The organism is Massilia sp. CFBP9026, assembly GCF_034045165.1.
Lineage (GTDB): Bacteria > Pseudomonadota > Gammaproteobacteria > Burkholderiales > Burkholderiaceae_D > Telluria > Telluria arenae.
In genome coordinates, this window is sequence record NZ_JAXCWH010000001.1 from 35,178 (window position 1) to 52,665 (window position 17,488).

Annotated in this window: 13 protein-coding genes; 7 read left to right on the forward strand and 6 right to left on the reverse strand. The window is 67.5% G+C overall.

Annotated elements, in window-relative coordinates; genetic code table 11:
- Positions 1-4: 4 nt before the first annotated feature.
- From atpG to SOM28_RS00200, 3 genes are read left to right on the forward strand one after another with little or no spacing between them, the layout of a single operon-like run.
- The gene (gene atpG, locus SOM28_RS00190; protein ID WP_123068161.1) at positions 5-874 is read left to right on the forward strand and encodes a F0F1 ATP synthase subunit gamma; all 870 of its coding nucleotides are present in this window, start codon (positions 5-7) and stop codon (positions 872-874) included.
- 11 nt (positions 875-885) lie between these two features.
- Complete coding sequence (locus SOM28_RS00195; protein ID WP_123068160.1) at positions 886-1,311, forward strand: F0F1 ATP synthase subunit epsilon; 426 nt, start codon at positions 886-888, stop codon at positions 1,309-1,311.
- A 1-nt stretch (position 1,312) separates the two neighbouring features.
- Positions 1,313-1,846, forward strand: a complete 534-nt coding sequence (locus SOM28_RS00200) for a GNAT family N-acetyltransferase (protein ID WP_123068159.1) — start codon at positions 1,313-1,315, stop codon at positions 1,844-1,846.
- Positions 1,847-1,857: 11 nt separating this feature from the next.
- Here the strand turns inward: SOM28_RS00200 and SOM28_RS00205 are convergent, their stop codons facing one another.
- The 6 genes from SOM28_RS00205 to metG form a co-directional block, all read right to left on the reverse strand.
- The gene (locus tag SOM28_RS00205; protein WP_320466794.1) at positions 1,858-2,631 is read right to left on the reverse strand and encodes a flagellar brake protein; all 774 of its coding nucleotides are present in this window, start codon (positions 2,629-2,631) and stop codon (positions 1,858-1,860) included.
- A gap of 103 nt (positions 2,632-2,734) precedes the next feature.
- Complete coding sequence (gene panC / locus SOM28_RS00210; protein WP_320466795.1) at positions 2,735-3,574, reverse strand: pantoate--beta-alanine ligase; 840 nt, start codon at positions 3,572-3,574, stop codon at positions 2,735-2,737.
- A gap of 27 nt (positions 3,575-3,601) precedes the next feature.
- Entirely contained in the window at positions 3,602-4,468 is an 867-nt protein-coding gene (locus tag SOM28_RS00215; protein WP_320466796.1) for a segregation and condensation protein A, read from the reverse strand.
- Between the two features lie 16 nt (positions 4,469-4,484).
- Complete coding sequence (locus SOM28_RS00220; RefSeq protein ID WP_123068155.1) at positions 4,485-4,694, reverse strand: DUF3460 family protein; 210 nt, start codon at positions 4,692-4,694, stop codon at positions 4,485-4,487.
- Positions 4,695-4,770: 76 nt separating this feature from the next.
- Entirely contained in the window at positions 4,771-6,087 is a 1,317-nt protein-coding gene (locus SOM28_RS00225; protein ID WP_320466797.1) for an enoyl ACP reductase FabMG family protein, read from the reverse strand.
- A 163-nt stretch (positions 6,088-6,250) separates the two neighbouring features.
- Complete coding sequence (gene metG / locus SOM28_RS00230) at positions 6,251-8,398, reverse strand: methionine--tRNA ligase (protein WP_320466798.1); 2,148 nt, start codon at positions 8,396-8,398, stop codon at positions 6,251-6,253.
- A 151-nt stretch (positions 8,399-8,549) separates the two neighbouring features.
- On the opposite strand from metG, the gene apbC reads away from it, so the two are divergent.
- From apbC to SOM28_RS00250, 4 genes are all read left to right on the forward strand, one after another.
- Positions 8,550-9,638, forward strand: a complete 1,089-nt coding sequence (apbC, locus tag SOM28_RS00235) for an iron-sulfur cluster carrier protein ApbC (protein ID WP_123068152.1) — start codon at positions 8,550-8,552, stop codon at positions 9,636-9,638.
- Positions 9,639-9,859: 221 nt separating this feature from the next.
- Entirely contained in the window at positions 9,860-12,466 is a 2,607-nt protein-coding gene (locus tag SOM28_RS00240) for a bifunctional diguanylate cyclase/phosphodiesterase (protein ID WP_320466799.1), read from the forward strand.
- Positions 12,456-13,829, forward strand: coding sequence for an aminotransferase class I/II-fold pyridoxal phosphate-dependent enzyme (locus SOM28_RS00245; RefSeq protein ID WP_320466800.1), 1,374 nt, complete (start codon positions 12,456-12,458; stop codon positions 13,827-13,829). Before SOM28_RS00240 ends, SOM28_RS00245 begins: the two co-directional genes overlap by 11 nt.
- The gene (locus SOM28_RS00250; protein WP_320466801.1) at positions 13,822-17,439 is read left to right on the forward strand and encodes an AMP-binding protein; all 3,618 of its coding nucleotides are present in this window, start codon (positions 13,822-13,824) and stop codon (positions 17,437-17,439) included. The genes SOM28_RS00245 and SOM28_RS00250 overlap by 8 nt, the downstream gene beginning before the upstream one ends.
- Positions 17,440-17,488 lie beyond the last annotated feature (49 nt).

Consider the following 17,488-nt stretch of genomic DNA (forward strand, 5'->3'; position numbering starts at 1 on the left):
CATCATGGCTGGGGGCAGGGAAATACGCGACAAGATCAAGAGCGTGGAAAGCACCAGGAAGATCACCAAGGCGATGGAGATGGTCGCCACCTCCAAGATGCGCAAGGCGCAGGAGCGGATGCGCACCGCGCGTCCCTATGTGCGCAAGATTCGCAACATCACCGGACACCTGGCCGAAGCCAGCCCCGAATACAGCCATCCCTTCCTCATCAGGCACGACGAGGCCAGGCGGGTCGGCTTCATCGTGGTCACGACCGACAAGGGCTTGTGCGGCGCCATGAACACCAATATCCTGCGCGCCGTGACGCACGCCATGCATGAACACCAGCAACGCGGCATCGGCAGCGACCTGGTTGTCATCGGCAACCGCGGCCTGTCCTTCATGACCCGCATCGGCGCCAGGGTGGTCGCGCATGCCGTGCAGCTGGGCGACACGCCGCACCTCGAACGGCTGCTGGGCCCGGCCAAAGTTTTGCTCGACGCCTACCAGAACGCGCAGATCGACGCCATCCACCTGTGCTACACGAAGTTCATCAATTCGATGAGCCAGCAGGCCGTCATCGAGCAGCTGGTGCCGCTGGTGCCGGAGAACGTGCGGGCCGAACGGGGTACGCATGCCTGGTACTACCTGTACGAGCCGGACCCGGCCCAGGTGATCGACGAACTGCTGGTGCGCTATGTCGAGGCGCTGATCTACCAGGCGGTCGCCGAAAGCTTCGCGTCCGAGAATTCGGCGCGCAGGATGGCGATGAAGGCGGCCAGCGACAACGCGGCCAGCATCATCGACGACCTCAAGCTGGTCTATAACAAGACCCGCCAGGCGGCGATCACGAAGGAACTTTCCGAGATCGTCTCCGGCGCGGCGGCGGTCTGAGCGGGGACATCATGGCGACTCCCACGATCCACGTCAGCGTCGTCTCGGCCGAGGAAGGGGTGTTCGAGGGCGATGCGGAGTTCGTCGCGCTACCCGGCGAAAGCGGCGAGCTCGGCATCTATCCCACGCATACGCCCTTGATGACCCGGATCCGGCCGGGCGCCGTGCGCATCAAGGTGCCGGGACAGGAGGACGAAGAACTGGTGTTCGTCGCCGGCGGCATCCTGGAAGTCCAGCCGGACGAAGTGACGGTGCTGGCGGACACCGCCATCCGCGGCCGCGACCTGGACGAAGCCAGCGCGAACGAGGCGCGCAAGCTGGCCGAGGAGGCGCTGCGCAACCGGGACACGAAGATCGATTACGCCAAGGCGCAGTCGGAGCTGGCGATCGCCATCGCGCAAATCCAGGCCTTGTCGCGGCAAAAGAAACGGCGCTGAGATGCAAGACGACAGTTCGGCGTTGCCGAACCTGGCCCGGCTGCGCGACGGCCGCACGGTGCTGCTCCGCGAGATCCGGCCCCAGGATGAAGACGAACTGCGCGACGCCTTCCATCGGCTGTCGGCGGATTCGCGCTATGCGCGCTTCATGATCCCGCTGCGCGAGCCGTCGCCCGCCATGCTGGCGGCGGCGACGCGGCCGAACCCGGAGCATGACCTGGCGCTGGTCGCCGTCAGCGGCGAAGGCGGCCCGGACCAGGACATCGTCGCGGGCGCACGCTATGTGGGCGCGGCCGGCAGCGATACCTGCGAGTTCGCCGTCACCGTCGCCGACGACTGGCACGGGCTCGGCCTGGCGCGGCGTCTGCTGGAGATCCTCATCGCGCACGCCGCGGCGCGCGGCGTGCGCTGCATGGAAGGTTATGTGCTTGCCGCTAACACGCCGATGCGGCGGCTGGCCGGGCGCCTTGGCTTCGTCGACCGGCAGTGCGAGGACGACGCCACGCTGAGGGTGGTCAGTCTCGTGCTGGCCTGAAGCAGGTGGCGTCAGACCGTAGCGGCGCGGCGCTCGGTGCGCCCGTTGGTCAGGAAGCGCTCCAGCGTCTGCTGGAACTGCATCGAAATATTCACGAAGCTGCAGCCGATCTGCACCTGTTCGCCCAGCAGGAAGGTGCGGAAGGGGCGCATCAGGCGCACTTCGAGATCGGCCGTGACGACCAGTGCCGGCCCCAGTTCCAGCCGCACGCCGATCAGTTTCTTGCCGACGTGTAGCCCGAAACACTGCTCGGGTGAAGCACGCATGCCGATGCCGCCCTGGGAAAAATCGTAGAGGGGCAGTTCGTACTGGCGGCCCGACAGGCCGAAGCTCGCGCTGTAGTTGGCGCCGACCGGCGTCTCGACCCGGCGCGCCGAACGTCGGTTCAGCACCAGGCAGTGTTCGGGGAAGGATGCCGGCACCAGATGCGGCTGGCCGGGCAAGGTCTGCCAGTCGCTCTCGAGCTCGAATTGCAGCTTGGCGTTGCCGCCGATCGCGCTGACGAAGGTGGCGTGATGGGTGACCGGCATGTCACTGCCCGTAAAATCCAGCACGAAATGCGGTAATTCCGCATCGACCGACTCGATCCGCACCAGGATCGGGTCCTGGATGCCGGAATAGACGGTCACCGGATCGCCGCTGAGCGACAGGGCGGTGAGCGCTTCGCCGATGTCGAATGGATCCGACATCTGGTGCGGCGCGGCATTGCCCGGGATGCGGGTCAGGAGGTCGGATGGCTTGGGCGGGCCCTTGCGGGCAATGGCGACGGCATCGGAGACGTTCACGGCGGGGTCCTGGGCGTGATTGTAAAATGCTGCTGCACGGAAGTATAACACTCATTGCAATCTTGTTGCAAACTGGAAATCAATCGTGCAGCATTGGCACTAATCAAATTTCCAGGTTATCGATCAGGCGGGTCGCGCCCAGCTTGGCCGCCGCCAGCACCACCAGCGGCTCGCCGCGTTCGAGGTCGGCGCCGTTCGGCGCCTGCAGGTCAATGCGCTTGCGCACCGAGACGTAGTCCGGTTTCCAGCCGCGTTCGGCAAGGGCGGCCATCGCCCGCGCCTCGACGGCGCCAACGTCGCGCTCGCCGCTGCGGACGGTGTCGGCCACCGCGTTCAGCTCCCGGTACAGCACCGGGGCCTCGGCGCGCTCCTCGGCCGACAGGTAGCCATTGCGCGAGGACAGGGCCAGCCCATCGTCGGCGCGGAAGGTCTCGGCGCCGATGATCTCGGTCGGCAGGGCGAACTGGCGCGCCATATTTCGCACGATCATCAACTGCTGGTAATCCTTCTTGCCGAACACGGCCACGCGCGGCTGCACGCACGAGAACAGCTTGGTGACGACGGTGCACACGCCCTCGAAGAAGCCGGGGCGGAATTCGCCTTCCAGTGTATTGCCCAGGTCGTCCGGCGGACGCACGCGGTATTCCTGTGGCTCGGGATACAAATCCTTCTCGGTCGGCGCGAACAGCACGTAGACGCCTTCCTTTTCCAGCTTGGCCACGTCTTCCTGGAAGGTGCGCGGGTATTTGTCGAAATCCTCGTTGGGGCCGAACTGCAGGCGGTTGACGAAGATCGAGGCGACCACCGGGTCGCCGTGACGGCGCGCCAGGCGCATCAGCGACAAGTGGCCTTCATGCAGATTGCCCATTGTCGGCACGAAAGCAGTGCGCAGCTGGCCGCGCAACTGGTCGCGCAATTCGTCAATGGAAGAAATGATTTTCATGGGTGAACAAATGAGAATAAAGCGGCATCAAGCCGGCGAATAGGCCAGGCGCACATAGATCGGCGCAAAAGGCTCGGCCTGGGTAATTTCGATCAGTGTTTCTTTCGCCAGTTCGAGCATGGCGACAAAGTGTACGACGACGATCGGCACCGTGTGCTGGCCCGCGAACAGGTCGCCGAACTCGACGAAGCGTTGCGACTGCAGGGTGCGCAGGATGGCCGACATATGCTCGCGCACCGACAGTTCCTGGCGCCCGATCCGGTGGTGCTGGGTCAGCTTGGCGCGGCGCAGCACGTCGAGCCAGGCGCGCTGCAAGTCCCAGGGATCGACGTCGGGCAGGGGCGTATTGATCCCCTGTTCCACGAACAGCTGCGGGCGCACGAAGTCCCGACCTTCCTGGGGCACATTGCCCAGCGCCACAGCAGCAGACTTGATCTGTTCATAGTCCAGCAGGCGGCGCACCAGCTCGGCGCGTGGGTCGCCCACGTCCTCGACCAGGTCGTCCTGGCGCTTGGGCAGCAGCATGCGCGATTTGATCTCGATCAGCATCGCAGCCATCAACAGGTATTCCGCCGCCAACTCGAGGTTGCTTTTGCGGATTTGTTCCACGTACACCAGGTATTGCAGGGTTACCTGCGCCATCGGGATGTCGAGGATGTTGAAGTTTTGCTTGCGGATCAGGTACAGCAGCAGGTCGAGCGGACCTTCGAAGGCGTCGAGGAAGATCTCGAGCGCGTCGGGCGGGATGTACAGGTCGTTCGGCAGGCGCGTCAGCGGCTCGCCATACAGGCGTGCGATCGCGGCGTCTTCCGGCAGGGGCGGCGCGGCATGCTGGACGTCCACGGCGGCTTCCAGAGGGATATCCTCTCCCTCGGCCGCCCCTTGGGGCATCATGCGCGCGCCTCCGTCCTCAGACCTTGGTCTGGTACGGGTAGGCCTGCTGGCGCAGGCGCGATTCCTGGACGCGGGCCTGCTCGTCGAGCGAGACAGGCTCCTTGTCCCACAGCAGGGCGCGGCCGGCGACCTGGCCTTCGTCCAGGTGCGGGTTCTGCTTCTTGAGTTCCGAGATGAACTTGGTGTGCTCGGATTCGTACATCACGTGTTTTTTCGAGAAGATCATGATTCGCTTGAGATAAATGACGGCTGAGTGCCGGCGACGGGCAGATTCTTCTGCCACGCGCCGCCGGCGTCAAGTCTTACTTGTGCAACGCGTTCAACTGGCGGGCGATGATGTCGTGGTTGAGCCACAGTACCGGCGCGATTTTTTCCGACGCGCCATGGAACATCAATGGACCGGCGCCTTCCAGCACCAGGCTCGACAGGTGATCGGTGATCAGCGCCTTCTTGTCCTTGTGCAGGGCGGTGATGGCTTCCGAGGTGCCGATCATGACGTCGGCCAGCGCCGGGGTGTTGTCCATCGGCCAGGCTTCGAAATTGCGGAAGGTGGCGCTGGTCGCGTCGTTATTGTACCCCTCGATGGTGTCGAGCAACTGTTGCAGCGAGGTGTCGTCGCCCAGCAGCTCTTCGCAGATGCGCCATTGCTCGTCGGCCCAGGCGCCGCCGCCTTCTTTTTTCAGCGCGCGCAGCAGCGGGAACAGCGACAGCTCGACGCCGACGAAGATGTCGGACGAGTTGGTGCGGATTTCCGGGCAGTTGAACACGGTCGCGAAGGTGCCGTTCTTCCAGGCCGCTTCGGCGATCGATTCCAGGCGCATCTTCGCGTAGCCCTGGGTGTAGTTGGTGTAGGTCTGCCACTGGTACTCGTCGCCGATCAGGATCTCGGTGCCGTGGTAGCCGTAGGCGGTGTAGCGCACTTCGCCGCCGGCCTGGGTCACACGCTCGCGGATGGTGGCGGATGCATCGATCAGGTACTTGAGCGTGTTGGCCGAGACTTCGTCGAAGTTCATCAGGATCAGCTTGCCCAGGTCGCTGTCGAGCAGGGCGCGCGAGGACATGAAGCGCTCGCCGCGGCCTTTATAGATGCGGTTGGCAATCGCCAGGAAGGCCTTGATCTTCGGGATGCCGCCAGCCATCGTGTGGGCGAAGAAGACGTTGGCGCCTTGCGGCACCAGCTTGTCGATCTCGGCCATGACGGTCGCGGCCGAGCCGGTGAAGCGCGCCACGCCGGCTGCGCGGCAGCGCTCGATGCGTTCCCAGTCCAGCTTTTCTTCTTGCCAGTTCTTCAGGGTGATACCGGACAGCATTTCGGTCGGGTTCTGTTCGCCTTCCGGGGCGTCCATGTCGAAGCCGGCCATCAGCGGCACGTTGATGATGCGGCCACCCAGCTTCTCTTCCGCTTCGGCCAGTTCTTCGTCGTTCAGCTGGCGCAGGGCGCCGCTGTCGTCGCGGCGGCCGACGGTGACGCCGACGATGGTCATGCCGGCGGCGCGCGCCTGGTCGATCAGGCCGTTGACATAGCCGCGGCCGAACAGTTCGCCGAACAGGACGAAGACGTCGCCCTTGCGGAACACATTGGCTTCAGGGATATGGCGGAGAGGATTCAAATCGGTCATATTATTAGCTACCTATCAAAAGAGTTTGTGGCGGCGTTTTGTCATATTTAAAACATGGCATTGTACACACACGCCACACCCTCGGGAATGCTTCCCGAGGCTTGCATGAGGCCCCTCTACGACCGGCGTTGCCGGCGTCGAAATGGCCTCTTGCCTTGCGGATTTAACGGATGCGCATGCCTGGCGTCGCGCCCGGCATCGGGTCCAGCAGGTACAGGCCCGGGTTGGTTTTCTCGTCGGCTGCCGAGGCGCACAGAACCATGCCTTCGGACACGCCGAATTTCATCTTGCGCGGCGCCAGGTTGGCGACCAGCACGGTCAGCTTGCCGATCAGGTCTTCCGGCTGGTAGGCCGACTTGATGCCCGAGAACACATTGCGGTGACGGCCTTCGCCCACGTCCAGGGTCAGGCGCAGCAGCTTGCTCGAGCCTTCGACGTGTTCGCAGTTGACGATCTTCGCCACGCGCAGGTCGATCTTGGTGAAGTCGTCGATCGAGATTTCCGGTGCCAGGGCTTCGATGTCGCTGTCGCCGGCGGCTGCCGGGGCTTGCGCAGCCTCAACCTTCGCTGCCGGAGCGGGAACGGCGGCCACGGCCGGCTTGTCGAACAGGTTCTCGACCATCTTGGCATCGACGCGCTGCATCAGGTGCGCGTAGGTGCCGATGGTGCGGCCGAGCATGGTTTCATAGACGGCGGCGCCATGCGTGTCGGCCCAGCTCAGTTCGGCATCGCCCAGGAACTCGGCCACGCGCGTGGCCACGTTCGGCAGCACCGGCGCCAGCATGATGGTCAGCTGGCGGAACAGGATGAGCGCCGTGGTGCACACGTCGTGCAGTTCCGCGCTCTTGGTCTCGTCCTTCGCCAGCAGCCATGGCTTGTATTCGTCGACGTACTGGTTGATGACGTCGGCGATTTCCATGATTTCGCGCAGGGCGCGGCCGTATTCGCGCGCCTCGAAGGCGGCGGCGATACTGGTCTGGCGCTCGGCGCCGTCGGCCATCAAGGCCTTGCAGATGGTGTCGCGGGCGGTCTGCGACAGGCTGTCGGCCAGCTTGCCGTCGAAGCGCTTGGCGATGAAGCCGGCGCAGCGGCTGGCGATATTGACGTATTTGCCGATCAGGTCGCTATTCACGCGGGCCACGAAGTCGTCGCCATTGAAGTCCAGGTCTTCGACCCGGGCGTTGAGCTTGAAGGCGAGGTAGTAGCGCAGCCATTCCGGGTTCATGCCCAGTTCCAGGTAGCGCAGCGGCGAAATGCCGGTGCCGCGCGACTTGGACATCTTTTCGTTGTTCACGGTCAGGTGGCCGTGCACCGCGACCTTCAGCTTGTCGATGATCGGGTGGCCCGAGAAATTGAGCATGGCCGGCCAGAACAGCAGGTGGAAGGAAACGATGTCCTTGCCGATGAAGTGCAGCTGCTCGGCGTCCGGATCGTTCAGGAAGGCGTCGAAATCCTGGCCCTGCTTGGCGAAGTAATTCTTGAGGCTGGCCAGGTAGCCGACCGGCGCGTCCAGCCATACGTAGAAGAATTTGCCCGGAGCATCTGGAATCGGGATGCCGAAGTAGGGCGCGTCGCGCGAGATGTCCCAGTCGGCCAGCTTCTCGCCTTCTTCGCCCAGCCATTCCGAGACCTTGTTGACCATCTCGGGCTGCAGGCGGCCCGGGGTGTTCAGCCATTCCTTCAGGAAGGTGAAGCAGCGCGGATCGGACAGCTTGAAGAAATACTGCTCTGACGGTTTCAGCACCGGGGTCGAGCCGGTGAACACCGAGAACGGGTTGATCAGTTCGGTCGGCTGGTAGGCGGCGCCGCACACTTCGCAGTTGTCGCCGTACTGGTCCTTGGCGTGACAGACCGGGCATTCGCCCTTGATGTTACGGTCGGCCAGGAACATGCCCTTGGCGGTGTCGTAGAAGCGGTCGACGGTCTTGGTGACGATCAGGCCGGCATCGCGCAGTTTGCGGTAGATGCCCTGCGACAGTTCGACGTTTTCCGGCGAATCGGTCGAATACCAGTTGTCGAAGGCGATATGGAAGCCGTCCAGGTATTGCGGGCGGCCGGCGGCGATCTTGGCCACGAATTCCTGCGGCGTGATGCCTTCCCTCTCGGCCGCGATCATGATCGGCGTGCCGTGGGTATCGTCGGCGCAGACGAAATGCACCTCGCGCTGCGCACCGCTGTGCACGTTGCCTTCGCGCTGCATTCGCTGGAAGCGCACCCAGATGTCGGCCTGGATGTATTCCATCATGTGGCCGATATGGAAGGCAGCATTGGCGTAGGGCAGTGCGGTGGTGACGAACAGCTTGCGGGTCATGGTGTCGAAACGCTCGGGTTATATGAAAAGAAGCATTTTACCAGTGGATGGCCCTGCGCGCTCAGGGGGTATTGGCCGACTTTCGGCCCTTCGGACCAGCTTGCAGGCCGTTTTGCGCTACACTTCGCCCCAATATCATCCGGAGAGCACCATGAGCATCACTGAGAACGACGTCAAGACCGCTTTGTCGGAAGTCATCGATCCTAACACCCAAAAAGATTTCGTCACGACCAAGTCGGTCAAGAACATCAAGATCGAAGGCGGCCAGGTCTCCTTCGAGCTGGAACTGGGCTACCCGGCCGCCAGCCAGGTCGAAATGCTGCGCGGCATGGCCGCCGCCGCCGTGCTGGAACTGCCCGGCGTCGAAGGCGTCGCCATTCGCGCCTACAGCAAGATCGTGTCGCACACCGTGCAGCGCGGCATGAAGGTCATGCCTAACGTCAAGAACATCATCGCCGTTGCCTCGGGCAAGGGCGGTGTTGGCAAATCGACCACGGCCGTCAACCTGGCCCTGGCGCTGTCCGCCGAGGGCGCCAGCGTCGGCATCCTGGACGCCGACATCTACGGTCCGTCGCAGCCGATGATGCTGGGCGTGTCCGGCCGTCCGGTCAGCCACGACAACAAGAGCATGGAACCGCTGGAAAACCACGGCATCCAGGTGTCGTCGGTCGGCTTCATGATCGATCCGGACGAGCCGATGGTGTGGCGCGGCCCGATGGCGAGCGGGGCGCTGCAGCAGTTGCTCGAGCAGACCAACTGGCGCGACCTGGATTACCTGATCGTCGACATGCCGCCGGGCACCGGCGACATCCAGCTGACGCTGTCGCAGAAAGTGCCGGTCACCGGCGCCGTGATCGTCACCACCCCGCAAGACATCGCCCTGCTCGACGCGCGCAAGGGCCTCAAGATGTTCGAGAAGGTCGGCATCCCGATCCTGGGCGTGGTCGAGAACATGAGCACCCATACCTGCACCAATTGCGGCCACACCGAAGCGATCTTCGGCCATGGCGGCGGCGAGAAGATGTGCGCCGACTTCGGCATCGATTTCCTGGGCGCGCTGCCGCTGACGATGGCGATCCGCGAACAGGCCGACGCCGGTCGTCCGACCGTGGTGGCCGATCCGGACGGCGCGGTGGCTGCCGTCTACAAGCAGATCGCGCGTAAAGTTGCGATCAAGATCGCCGAAAAGGCGAAGGACATGAGCAGCAAGTTCCCGAGCATCGTCGTCAAGAACGACTGATGTAGGCGGGGCGTGAGCCCCGCGCTAATGCCTGCACCGACGCGCGCCCACACCTAGTTGTTAGCGCGCGTCATTCATTTCGCATCCCGAAACTGCGCTGTTCCGTCAGCATTTTCCTGCTGTCTATCTGTTTGAAAATAAAGTCGTTAGGAAATTCCCTACCTACACTCTGACCTTGAGCGAGCACCGCACAAGTGTGCAGAACAGGCATTGGGAATCACATGGACGACGACAGCACACAGCGGTGGAGCGGGCGCTACCTGGGCGTCGCGCAGCGCTTCATCCCCGCCGCGCTGCAGCAGGATGCGGCCCAGGCGGCGCGCGCGACCAATGTGGTGAACGCGGCGGTGATGGCCGGCACCGCCGGGCCGCTGTACGCGCTCGCCTATTGGCTGCTGGGCCTGGAGACGGCGGCGGTCGAGATCCTGCTGTGCTGCGCGGTGATGCTGTCGGCCCCGCCCGTGCTGCGCCTGACTGGCAGCGTGGTGGCGGCGCGCGAAGTCTTCCTGTGCGCGCTGTTCTTCAACTTCAGTTGGCTCAGCTGGCACCTGGGCGGCATCGTCTCGCCCACCGTCAGCTGGCTGATCACGGGGCCGGTGGTGGCGATGTTCCTGGGCGGGAAGCGCTGCGCCGGCATGTGGCTGGCCATGAGCTGCGCCAGCGCCACCCTGATCTACCTGCTGGAGGCGAACGGCCTGGCCCAGCCGCTGGCGCCGCGCACCGACATGCCGCTGCTGCACCTCGTGTGCGACCTCGGCCTGTACGTCGTGGTGCTGGTGTTCGTGCTGCTGTTCGAACTGACCAAGAACGACGGCTTTTCGCGCCTGCGCCAGGCGCTGGCCACGATCAACGAGCTGGCGATCCGCGACGAGCTGACCGGCATCCATAACCGCCGCTTCCTGCTCGACCTGGTGGAAAAGGAAAAGGAGCGCGCCGACCGCAATGGCAGCGAATTCTGCCTGTGCCTGTTCGACATCGACTTCTTCAAGCGCATCAACGACACCTATGGCCACGCGGCCGGCGACACCGTGCTGCGCGCCTTCGCCCGCACGGTGCAGGACCAGCTGCGCGCGCTCGACGCCTTCGGGCGCTATGGCGGCGAAGAGTTCATCCTGATGCTGCCCGAGACGCCGGCGGCGAGCGCGATCGCGCTGGCCGAGCGGGTGCGCGGCGCGGTCGAGGGCCTGCGCTGCAGCGACGGCGAACGCACGATCACCTTGACGGTGTCGGCCGGCGTGGCCGAGTACCGGCTGGGCGAAAAAGTGGCGCAAACCATCGTGCGCGCCGACCAGGCCCTGTACCTGGCCAAGTCGGGCGGCCGCAACCGGGTGCTGTGCCATGGCGACGATGGTCCGGCCGAAGTCGCAAGAAGCCTGGCCGCGCCGGTCACCGACGCCCGTGCGCCGCTGGACGGCGCCGATGGCTTCCAGCGCGACCAGCTGACGGGCCTCCTGAACCGGCGCCTGCTGCGCGACCGTCTGCGCCATGCGATGGACCGCGCGCGCCGCAACGGCCGCGTGGTGGCGCTGCTGCTGCTGAATATCAACCGCTTCAAGGAAGTCAACGACGCCCTCGGCTACGAGGCCGGCGACATCCTGCTGCACCAGGCCGGCGGCGCGATCCGGCGCTGCCTGCGCGACTGCGACACGGTGGCGCGCTGGGGCGGCGACGAATTCGTGGCCTTGCTGGAAGACCTGGGCGGCCAGCCCGACGCCCTGCTGGTGGCCGACAAGATCCTCGACCGCTTCACGGCGCCGTTGTCGGTCGCCGGCCGCGATTGCTACGTGACGCTGGCGGTCGGGATCGCGCTCTATCCGGCGCCGGACTGCGACCTCGACGCGCTGCTCAAGCGCGCCGACATCGCGATGCGCAGTGCCAAGGGCTGGGGCCAGAACATCGTGCGCGTGTATGCCGGGAGCGGCTCCGGCCCGGGCGCGGGCGAGGGCGCGCTCAGCATATCGCCCCCGCCGCAGAGCGAACGGCTGGCCCTGAAGAACGGCTTGCGCGATGCCCTGGCCCAGGGTCAGCTGTTCATCGAATACCAGCCGCAGGTCGAGCTGCGCGAGCGGCGCGTGATCGGGGTCGAGGCGCTGCTGCGCTGGCAGCATCCAGTGTACGGCCGGATCGACCCGGGCCGCTTCATCCCCCTGGCCGAGGAGACGGGCATGATCGTCCCGATCGGCGAGTGGGTGCTGCGCTGCGCCTGCCTGCAGAACCGCGCCTGGCGCGCCGCCGGCCTGCCGGAGATAAAAACCGCGGTCAACCTGTCGGCGCGTCAGCTGCGCGAACCGGGCCTGGCCGCGCGCATGCTGGCCATCGTGGCCGAGACCGGGATGCCGCCCGCCTGCCTCGACCTTGAGATCACCGAAGGCATCCTGATCGAGGACCTGGCCGCCAATTGCGCCGTGATCAGCCAGTTGCGGCAGGCCGGCGTGCTGGTCTCGATCGACGATTTCGGCACCGGCTACTCGAGCCTGAACTACCTGTGCGAGCTGCCGGTGGACATCCTCAAGATGGATGGCCTGTTCGTGCGCCGCCTGGGCGCCGCCAGCGGCCGGACGCGCGCCTATGCCGTCGCCGACAGCATCGTGGCGATGGCGCACCGGCTCGGCCTCTCGGTGATCGCCGAAGCGGTCGAGACGCCGGAACAGCTGGGCGACCTGTGCGCGATGGGTGTCGATGCCGCCCAGGGTTACCTGTTCGACCGGCCGCTGTCGCCCGAGCTGGTGGCGGCCTTGCTGGCGCGCCAGGCGCGCGAGTGCGCCGATGCCATGCCCCCGCCAACCCGCATCCTAGAATCCGTAGCCGGAGGACGCCGTGCAGAATGAATCGATTCCCTTCGACCCCGTGCGCGACCCGGCGGCCCTTGGCGCTTCCGGCGCCCTGGACGGCAACGTCGCCCAGTTCGCCCAGCCTCGCGGGCCCGACCTGCTGCGCCGTGGCGGCGCGCTCGACGCCTGGGTGGCGCTGCGTGCACGTCACGGCGTCTGGCCCTACGGCCGGGTGCTGGTCGGTGCGCCCGGTCCGCTGGCGAGCGTGGCCGAAGATGGCGCGCCACCCGCGCGCGGCATCAATTTCGCGTCCCAGGATTACCTGTCGCTGGCCGCCCATCCGGCGGTGCACGAGGCAGCCCGGCGCGCGCTGCACGACGCCGGGCCGCACAGCGCCGGCTCGGCCGTCTTGCTGGGCAATACCCACCATTCGCAGGCGCTGGAAACCGCCCTCGGCGAGCTGCTGGGCCTGGACCAGCTGGTGCTGTTCCCGACCGGCTGGGCGGCGGCCTTCGGCGCGATCACGGCCCTGGTACACGGCGCCGACCACGTGGTAATCGACGCCCTGGCCCACGCCTCGCTGCGCCAGGGCGCGGCCTGCGCCACCCGCAACGTGCTGGTGCACCGCCACCTCGACTGCGACCATGTGCGCGAGCTGCTGGCGCGGATCCGCGCGATGGATGCCGTCAACGGCATCCTGGTGGTGACCGAGGGCCTGTTCAGCATGGACGCGGACAGTCCCGACCTGCCGCTGCTGCAGCACCTGTGCCGCGAATACGGCGCTACCCTGCTGGTCGACGTGGCGCACGACCTGGGCGCACTGGGGCCCGGCGGCGGCGGGGTGGTGGCCAGCCAGCGCATGCAGGGACGGATCGACATCGTGATGGGCAGCTTTTCCAAGACCTTCGCCACCAACGGCGGCTTCGTCGCCTGCGCCCAGCAATCGGCGCGGCGCCAGCTGCAGCTGTACGCCGGCCCGCACATGTTCTCGAACGCGCTGTCGCCGATGCAGGCGGCGGTGGCACTGGAAAGCCTGCGCATCGTTGCATCGGGCGAGGGGGACGGGCTGCGCGCCGACCTGATGCGCAATGCGGTCGAGCTGCGCGCGCTGCTGGGCTGTTCGGGCCTGCATTGCCTGGGCGGCCCGTCGCCGATCGTGCCGGTGTGGACCGGCCAGGAAAGCGCGGCGCGGGTGGCCGGCATGCTGCTGGCGCGGGATGCGGTGTTCGTCAACCCGGTCGAGTTTCCCGGCGTGCCGCTCGGGGCGGCGCGGCTGCGGCTGCAGCTGATGGCCCAGCACGCGCCGGCCCAGCTGCGACGCGGGGCCAGCCTGGTCGCCAACGCCTGTGGCCGCGCCGGCGCCGGCGTCTTTGCCGGCAAGTCGCCGCGCCAGGCCTGCCAAGGGCGCTATCGTGGCTGAGAGCGAGCCGCTGCAGGCGGCCTTCGTCCTGCGCCAGCTGGAGCGCCACGCGCGCACCGCACCCGAACGCACCGCCTTCACCTTCCTGCGCGAGGACGGGCGCGAGGAATCCCTCAGCAATGGCGAGCTGGCCGCACGCGTCGATGCACTGGCCGGCCTGCTGGCGCGCGAGGCCGCGCCGGGCGAGCGGGCATTGCTCCTGTATCCGCCCGGCCTGGCCTTCGTGACCGCGTTCTTCGCCTGCCTGCGCGCCGGCCTGGTGGCGGTGCCGGCCCCGCTGCCGCGCCGGAACGAAGGCGAGCGGCACCTGCGCGCGCTGCTGGTCGACGCCGATCCGGCGCTGGCGCTGGCCCTGCGCGAAGCCGCGCCCGGCCTGGCCTTCGTGATGGATGGCGGACGTACGCGCCTGCTGTGCACCGATGGGCTGCAAGGAGTGCCGGCGCCACTACCGATGGTTGCCCCAGATGCGCTGGCCTTCATCCAGTACACCTCCGGCTCCACCATGGCGCCGCGCGGCGTCGAGGTCGGTCATGCCAGCCTGGCGGCCAACGTCGCGATGATCCGCGCCGCCTTCGGCTTCGACCCCGACAGCGTGATGGTGAGCTGGCTGCCGCCGTTCCACGACATGGGCCTGGTAGGCAGCATCGTCACGCCGGTCAGCGTGGGCTTTCGCTCGGTGCTGATGGCGCCCGCGACCTTCCTGCGCCAGCCGCAGCGCTGGCTGGATGCCATCCACACCTACCGCGCCACCTGCGCCGGCGCCCCCGATTTCGCCTGGGACCTGTGCGCGCGTCGCGCCACGCCGGAGAACAAGGCCCGGCTCGACCTGTCCTGCCTGACAGTGGCCTATAACGGCGCCGAGCCGGTACGCGCGGCCACCGTGCGCCGCCTGTTCGCGGCCTTCGCCGAGTGCGGGCTGCGTCCCGGGGCGATTTTTCCCTGCTACGGCCTGGCCGAACACACCCTGCTGGCGGCTGGCGGTCCGCGCGGGCAGGCGCCGCGCACCTTCGCGCTCAGCCAGTCGCGTCTCGAGGCGGGCCAGGTGCGCGAGGCCGACCGCAGCGACCCCGATGCGCGCGAGCTGGTGAGCTGCGGCCCGCCGGCGCCGGGCGTGGAACTGCTGGCGGTCGATCCGGACAGCTGCCGTCCGGCGGGGCCGGGCCGGGTCGGCGAGATCTGGCTGGCCGGTGCGGCGGTGGCGCGCGGCTACCGCAACGCGCCCTTCGTGGCGCAAGCCGCTTTCGAGGCCAGGCTGGCGGACGGCGCCGGGCCCTGGCTGCGCACCGGCGACCTGGGTTTCGTGCGCGACGGCGAGCTGTACATCACCGGACGCCTGAAAGACCTGGTGATCGTCAATGGCCGCAACATCTATCCGCAAGACGTCGAGATGCTGGTGGAAGAGGTGGCCGGCTTCCTGGAGCCGAACCGCTGCGCGGTGTTCGGCGTCGACGACGGCGGTCAGGAGCAGCTGGCGATCGTGCTGGAAGCCGATCGCCGCCTGGTGCGCATCGCCCGCCGCGGGCGCAGCGACGCCGCCAGCCTGGCCCAGCTCGACGCGCTGGTCGGGCGCATCCGCAGCGCCGTGGCCAGCCGCTTCGGCACCACGGTCGAGCTGCTGGTGCTGGTGCGGCCCGGCTCCTTTCCGCGCACCAGCAGCGGCAAGGTGCAGCGCGCGCTGTGCCGGGCACTGGCCGCGCGCGAGGAACTGGACGTGGTGTATGCGGCCCGTGAACTGCATCCGCGCCGCCGCAGCAGCGACGCGCGCGAGCTGGGCGCGGCCGAGCAAAGCCGGCGCACGGCAAGCGAGATGCGCGACTGGCTGCGGCGCTGGGCGCCGCGCCGGCTCGATTCGCGCCTGATGGACGAGCGCCGCACGATGCCGCCGCACGTCCTGCTCGACCTGGGCAATCGCGGCTTTCTCGGCATGCAGGCGCCGGTCGCCCTGGGCGGCAAGGCGCTGGCGACCGGCGACTTGTTGCGCCTGATGGAGCAACTGGCCGCGATCGACCTGACCCTGGCGACGGCGGTCGGGGTGCACAACGGCCTGGGTTTGCGGCCGGTGCTGCGCTTCGCGCCCGAGCGCCTGCGCGCGGCGGTGGCCCCGCACCTGGCCGGCGGGCGTCAGCTGGCCGCGTTCGCGCTGACCGAGCCGGCGGCCGGCGCCAATCCGCTGGCGATGCGCACCCGCGCCCAGCGCTGCGCCGGCGGCTGGCGCCTGAACGGCGACAAGCACCTGATCGGCCTGGCCAACTGGGCCGGCTGGATCACGGTGGTGGCGCGCGCGCTCGACGAGCAAGGCGTCGCGCTGGGGACGGTGGCGCTGTTGCTGCCGGACGATGCGCCGGGCCTCTCCCAGGAAGCCGAAGCGCTGACCATGGGCATGCGCGCCATGGTCCAGAATGCGCTGCGCTTCGACGACGTGTTCGTGCCCGACACCCACGTGCTGGGCCAGCCGGGCGCCGGGATGGAAGTGGCGCGCGATGCGATGGCCTTCGCCCGGCTCGGGATCGGCGCGCTGTGTCTGGGCGGCATGAAGCGCTGCGCCCAGCTGATGCTGCGCTACGCCAGCCGGCGCGAGGTGGCCGGCGGGCGCCTGCTCGAGCATCCGGTGACGCTGGCGCGCCTGGACGACCTGACCGGCGCGATTGGCGCGCTCGAGGCGCTGGTGCGCGCGCTCGGCGCCCATGACGAACGGGGCGGGGCTCATGGCGGCCTGCCGCAGGAAGCCTGCATGGCCTGCAAATGCGTGGCCTCGGAGCTGTTGTGGGAGGCGGCCGACATGCTGATGCAGCTGCTGGGCGGGCGCGGCTACCTGGAACCAAACCTGGCGCCGCTGCTGATGCGCGACGCGCGCGTGATGCGCATCCTGGAGGGGCCGACCGAGGCGCTGTACGTGCACCTGGGCGCCGGCGCGCCGGACGGCGCTTGCCTGACGTTCGCCGCCGACGTGCTGGACGCGCCCGACCTGGTGCGGCAGGTGCGCGCGGCGTTGCAGGAGGCCGGGGCGGCGTGCCCAAGCTACGCGGCCGGCGAACTGTGCGCCTGGACCCTGCTGGTGGCGGCCTGCGGCGACGGTCCGGCCGCACCCTGGGCACGGCGCCGCTGGTCGGCGCTGCTGGCGCAACTGAAGCAGGGCGGAGCGCCGGCGGCGCCCGCGACCCTGGCGGCGCGCATCGCCGCCTATGCCGAGGCGATCGGCACGCCGGAACAGGAGGCGGCCGATGAGGACCGCAGGCGCGATCCCTTGCTGGCGCCGGAGTGGATGCCCGCGGCGGAGCCGGCGTCGGCACTGCCGCAGGCTCAGGCAAAGGGAGAGACGGAGGCGGCGCCGGACGATACTCGCGCGCTGGTGCGGCGCTGCCTGCTGTACGGCCTGGATGGCGGCGTCGAGACGCTGGGCGACGACCAGCCTTTCGCCGAGGTGGGGCTGGATTCGCTGTCGGCGATGCCGGTGGCTTTGGCCATCGAGCGCCAGACCGGGATGGCGATCAATGCCGAGATTTTGTATGAATACCAGACGGTGGCCCAGCTGGCCGCCTATCTCGATGCGCGCAGGGCGGCCGGGGCTGTGCAGGAAAGGGTGGCGCAGAACGGGGCGGCGGGCGCCTGACCGATGCAGCCGGGCGCAGGGCGACGGAGTAGAATACGCTCTTTTACCT

Excerpts from the sequence above, each read along its gene's own strand:
- atpG (WP_123068161.1), top strand. The coding sequence starts at position 5 with ATGGCTGGGGGCAGGGAAATACGCGACAAGATCAAGAGCGTGGAAAGC.
- SOM28_RS00195 (WP_123068160.1), top strand. The coding sequence starts at position 886 with ATGGCGACTCCCACGATCCACGTCAGCGTCGTCTCGGCCGAGGAAGGG.
- SOM28_RS00200 (WP_123068159.1), top strand. The coding sequence starts at position 1,313 with ATGCAAGACGACAGTTCGGCGTTGCCGAACCTGGCCCGGCTGCGCGAC.
- panC (WP_320466795.1), bottom strand. The coding sequence starts at position 3,574 with ATGAAAATCATTTCTTCCATTGACGAATTGCGCGACCAGTTGCGCGGC.
- SOM28_RS00215 (WP_320466796.1), bottom strand. The coding sequence starts at position 4,468 with ATGATGCCCCAAGGGGCGGCCGAGGGAGAGGATATCCCTCTGGAAGCC.
- SOM28_RS00220 (WP_123068155.1), bottom strand. The coding sequence starts at position 4,694 with ATGATCTTCTCGAAAAAACACGTGATGTACGAATCCGAGCACACCAAG.
- SOM28_RS00225 (WP_320466797.1), bottom strand. The coding sequence starts at position 6,087 with ATGACCGATTTGAATCCTCTCCGCCATATCCCTGAAGCCAATGTGTTC.
- metG (WP_320466798.1), bottom strand. The coding sequence starts at position 8,398 with ATGACCCGCAAGCTGTTCGTCACCACCGCACTGCCCTACGCCAATGCT.
- apbC (WP_123068152.1), top strand. The coding sequence starts at position 8,550 with ATGAGCATCACTGAGAACGACGTCAAGACCGCTTTGTCGGAAGTCATC.
- SOM28_RS00240 (WP_320466799.1), top strand. The coding sequence starts at position 9,860 with ATGGACGACGACAGCACACAGCGGTGGAGCGGGCGCTACCTGGGCGTC.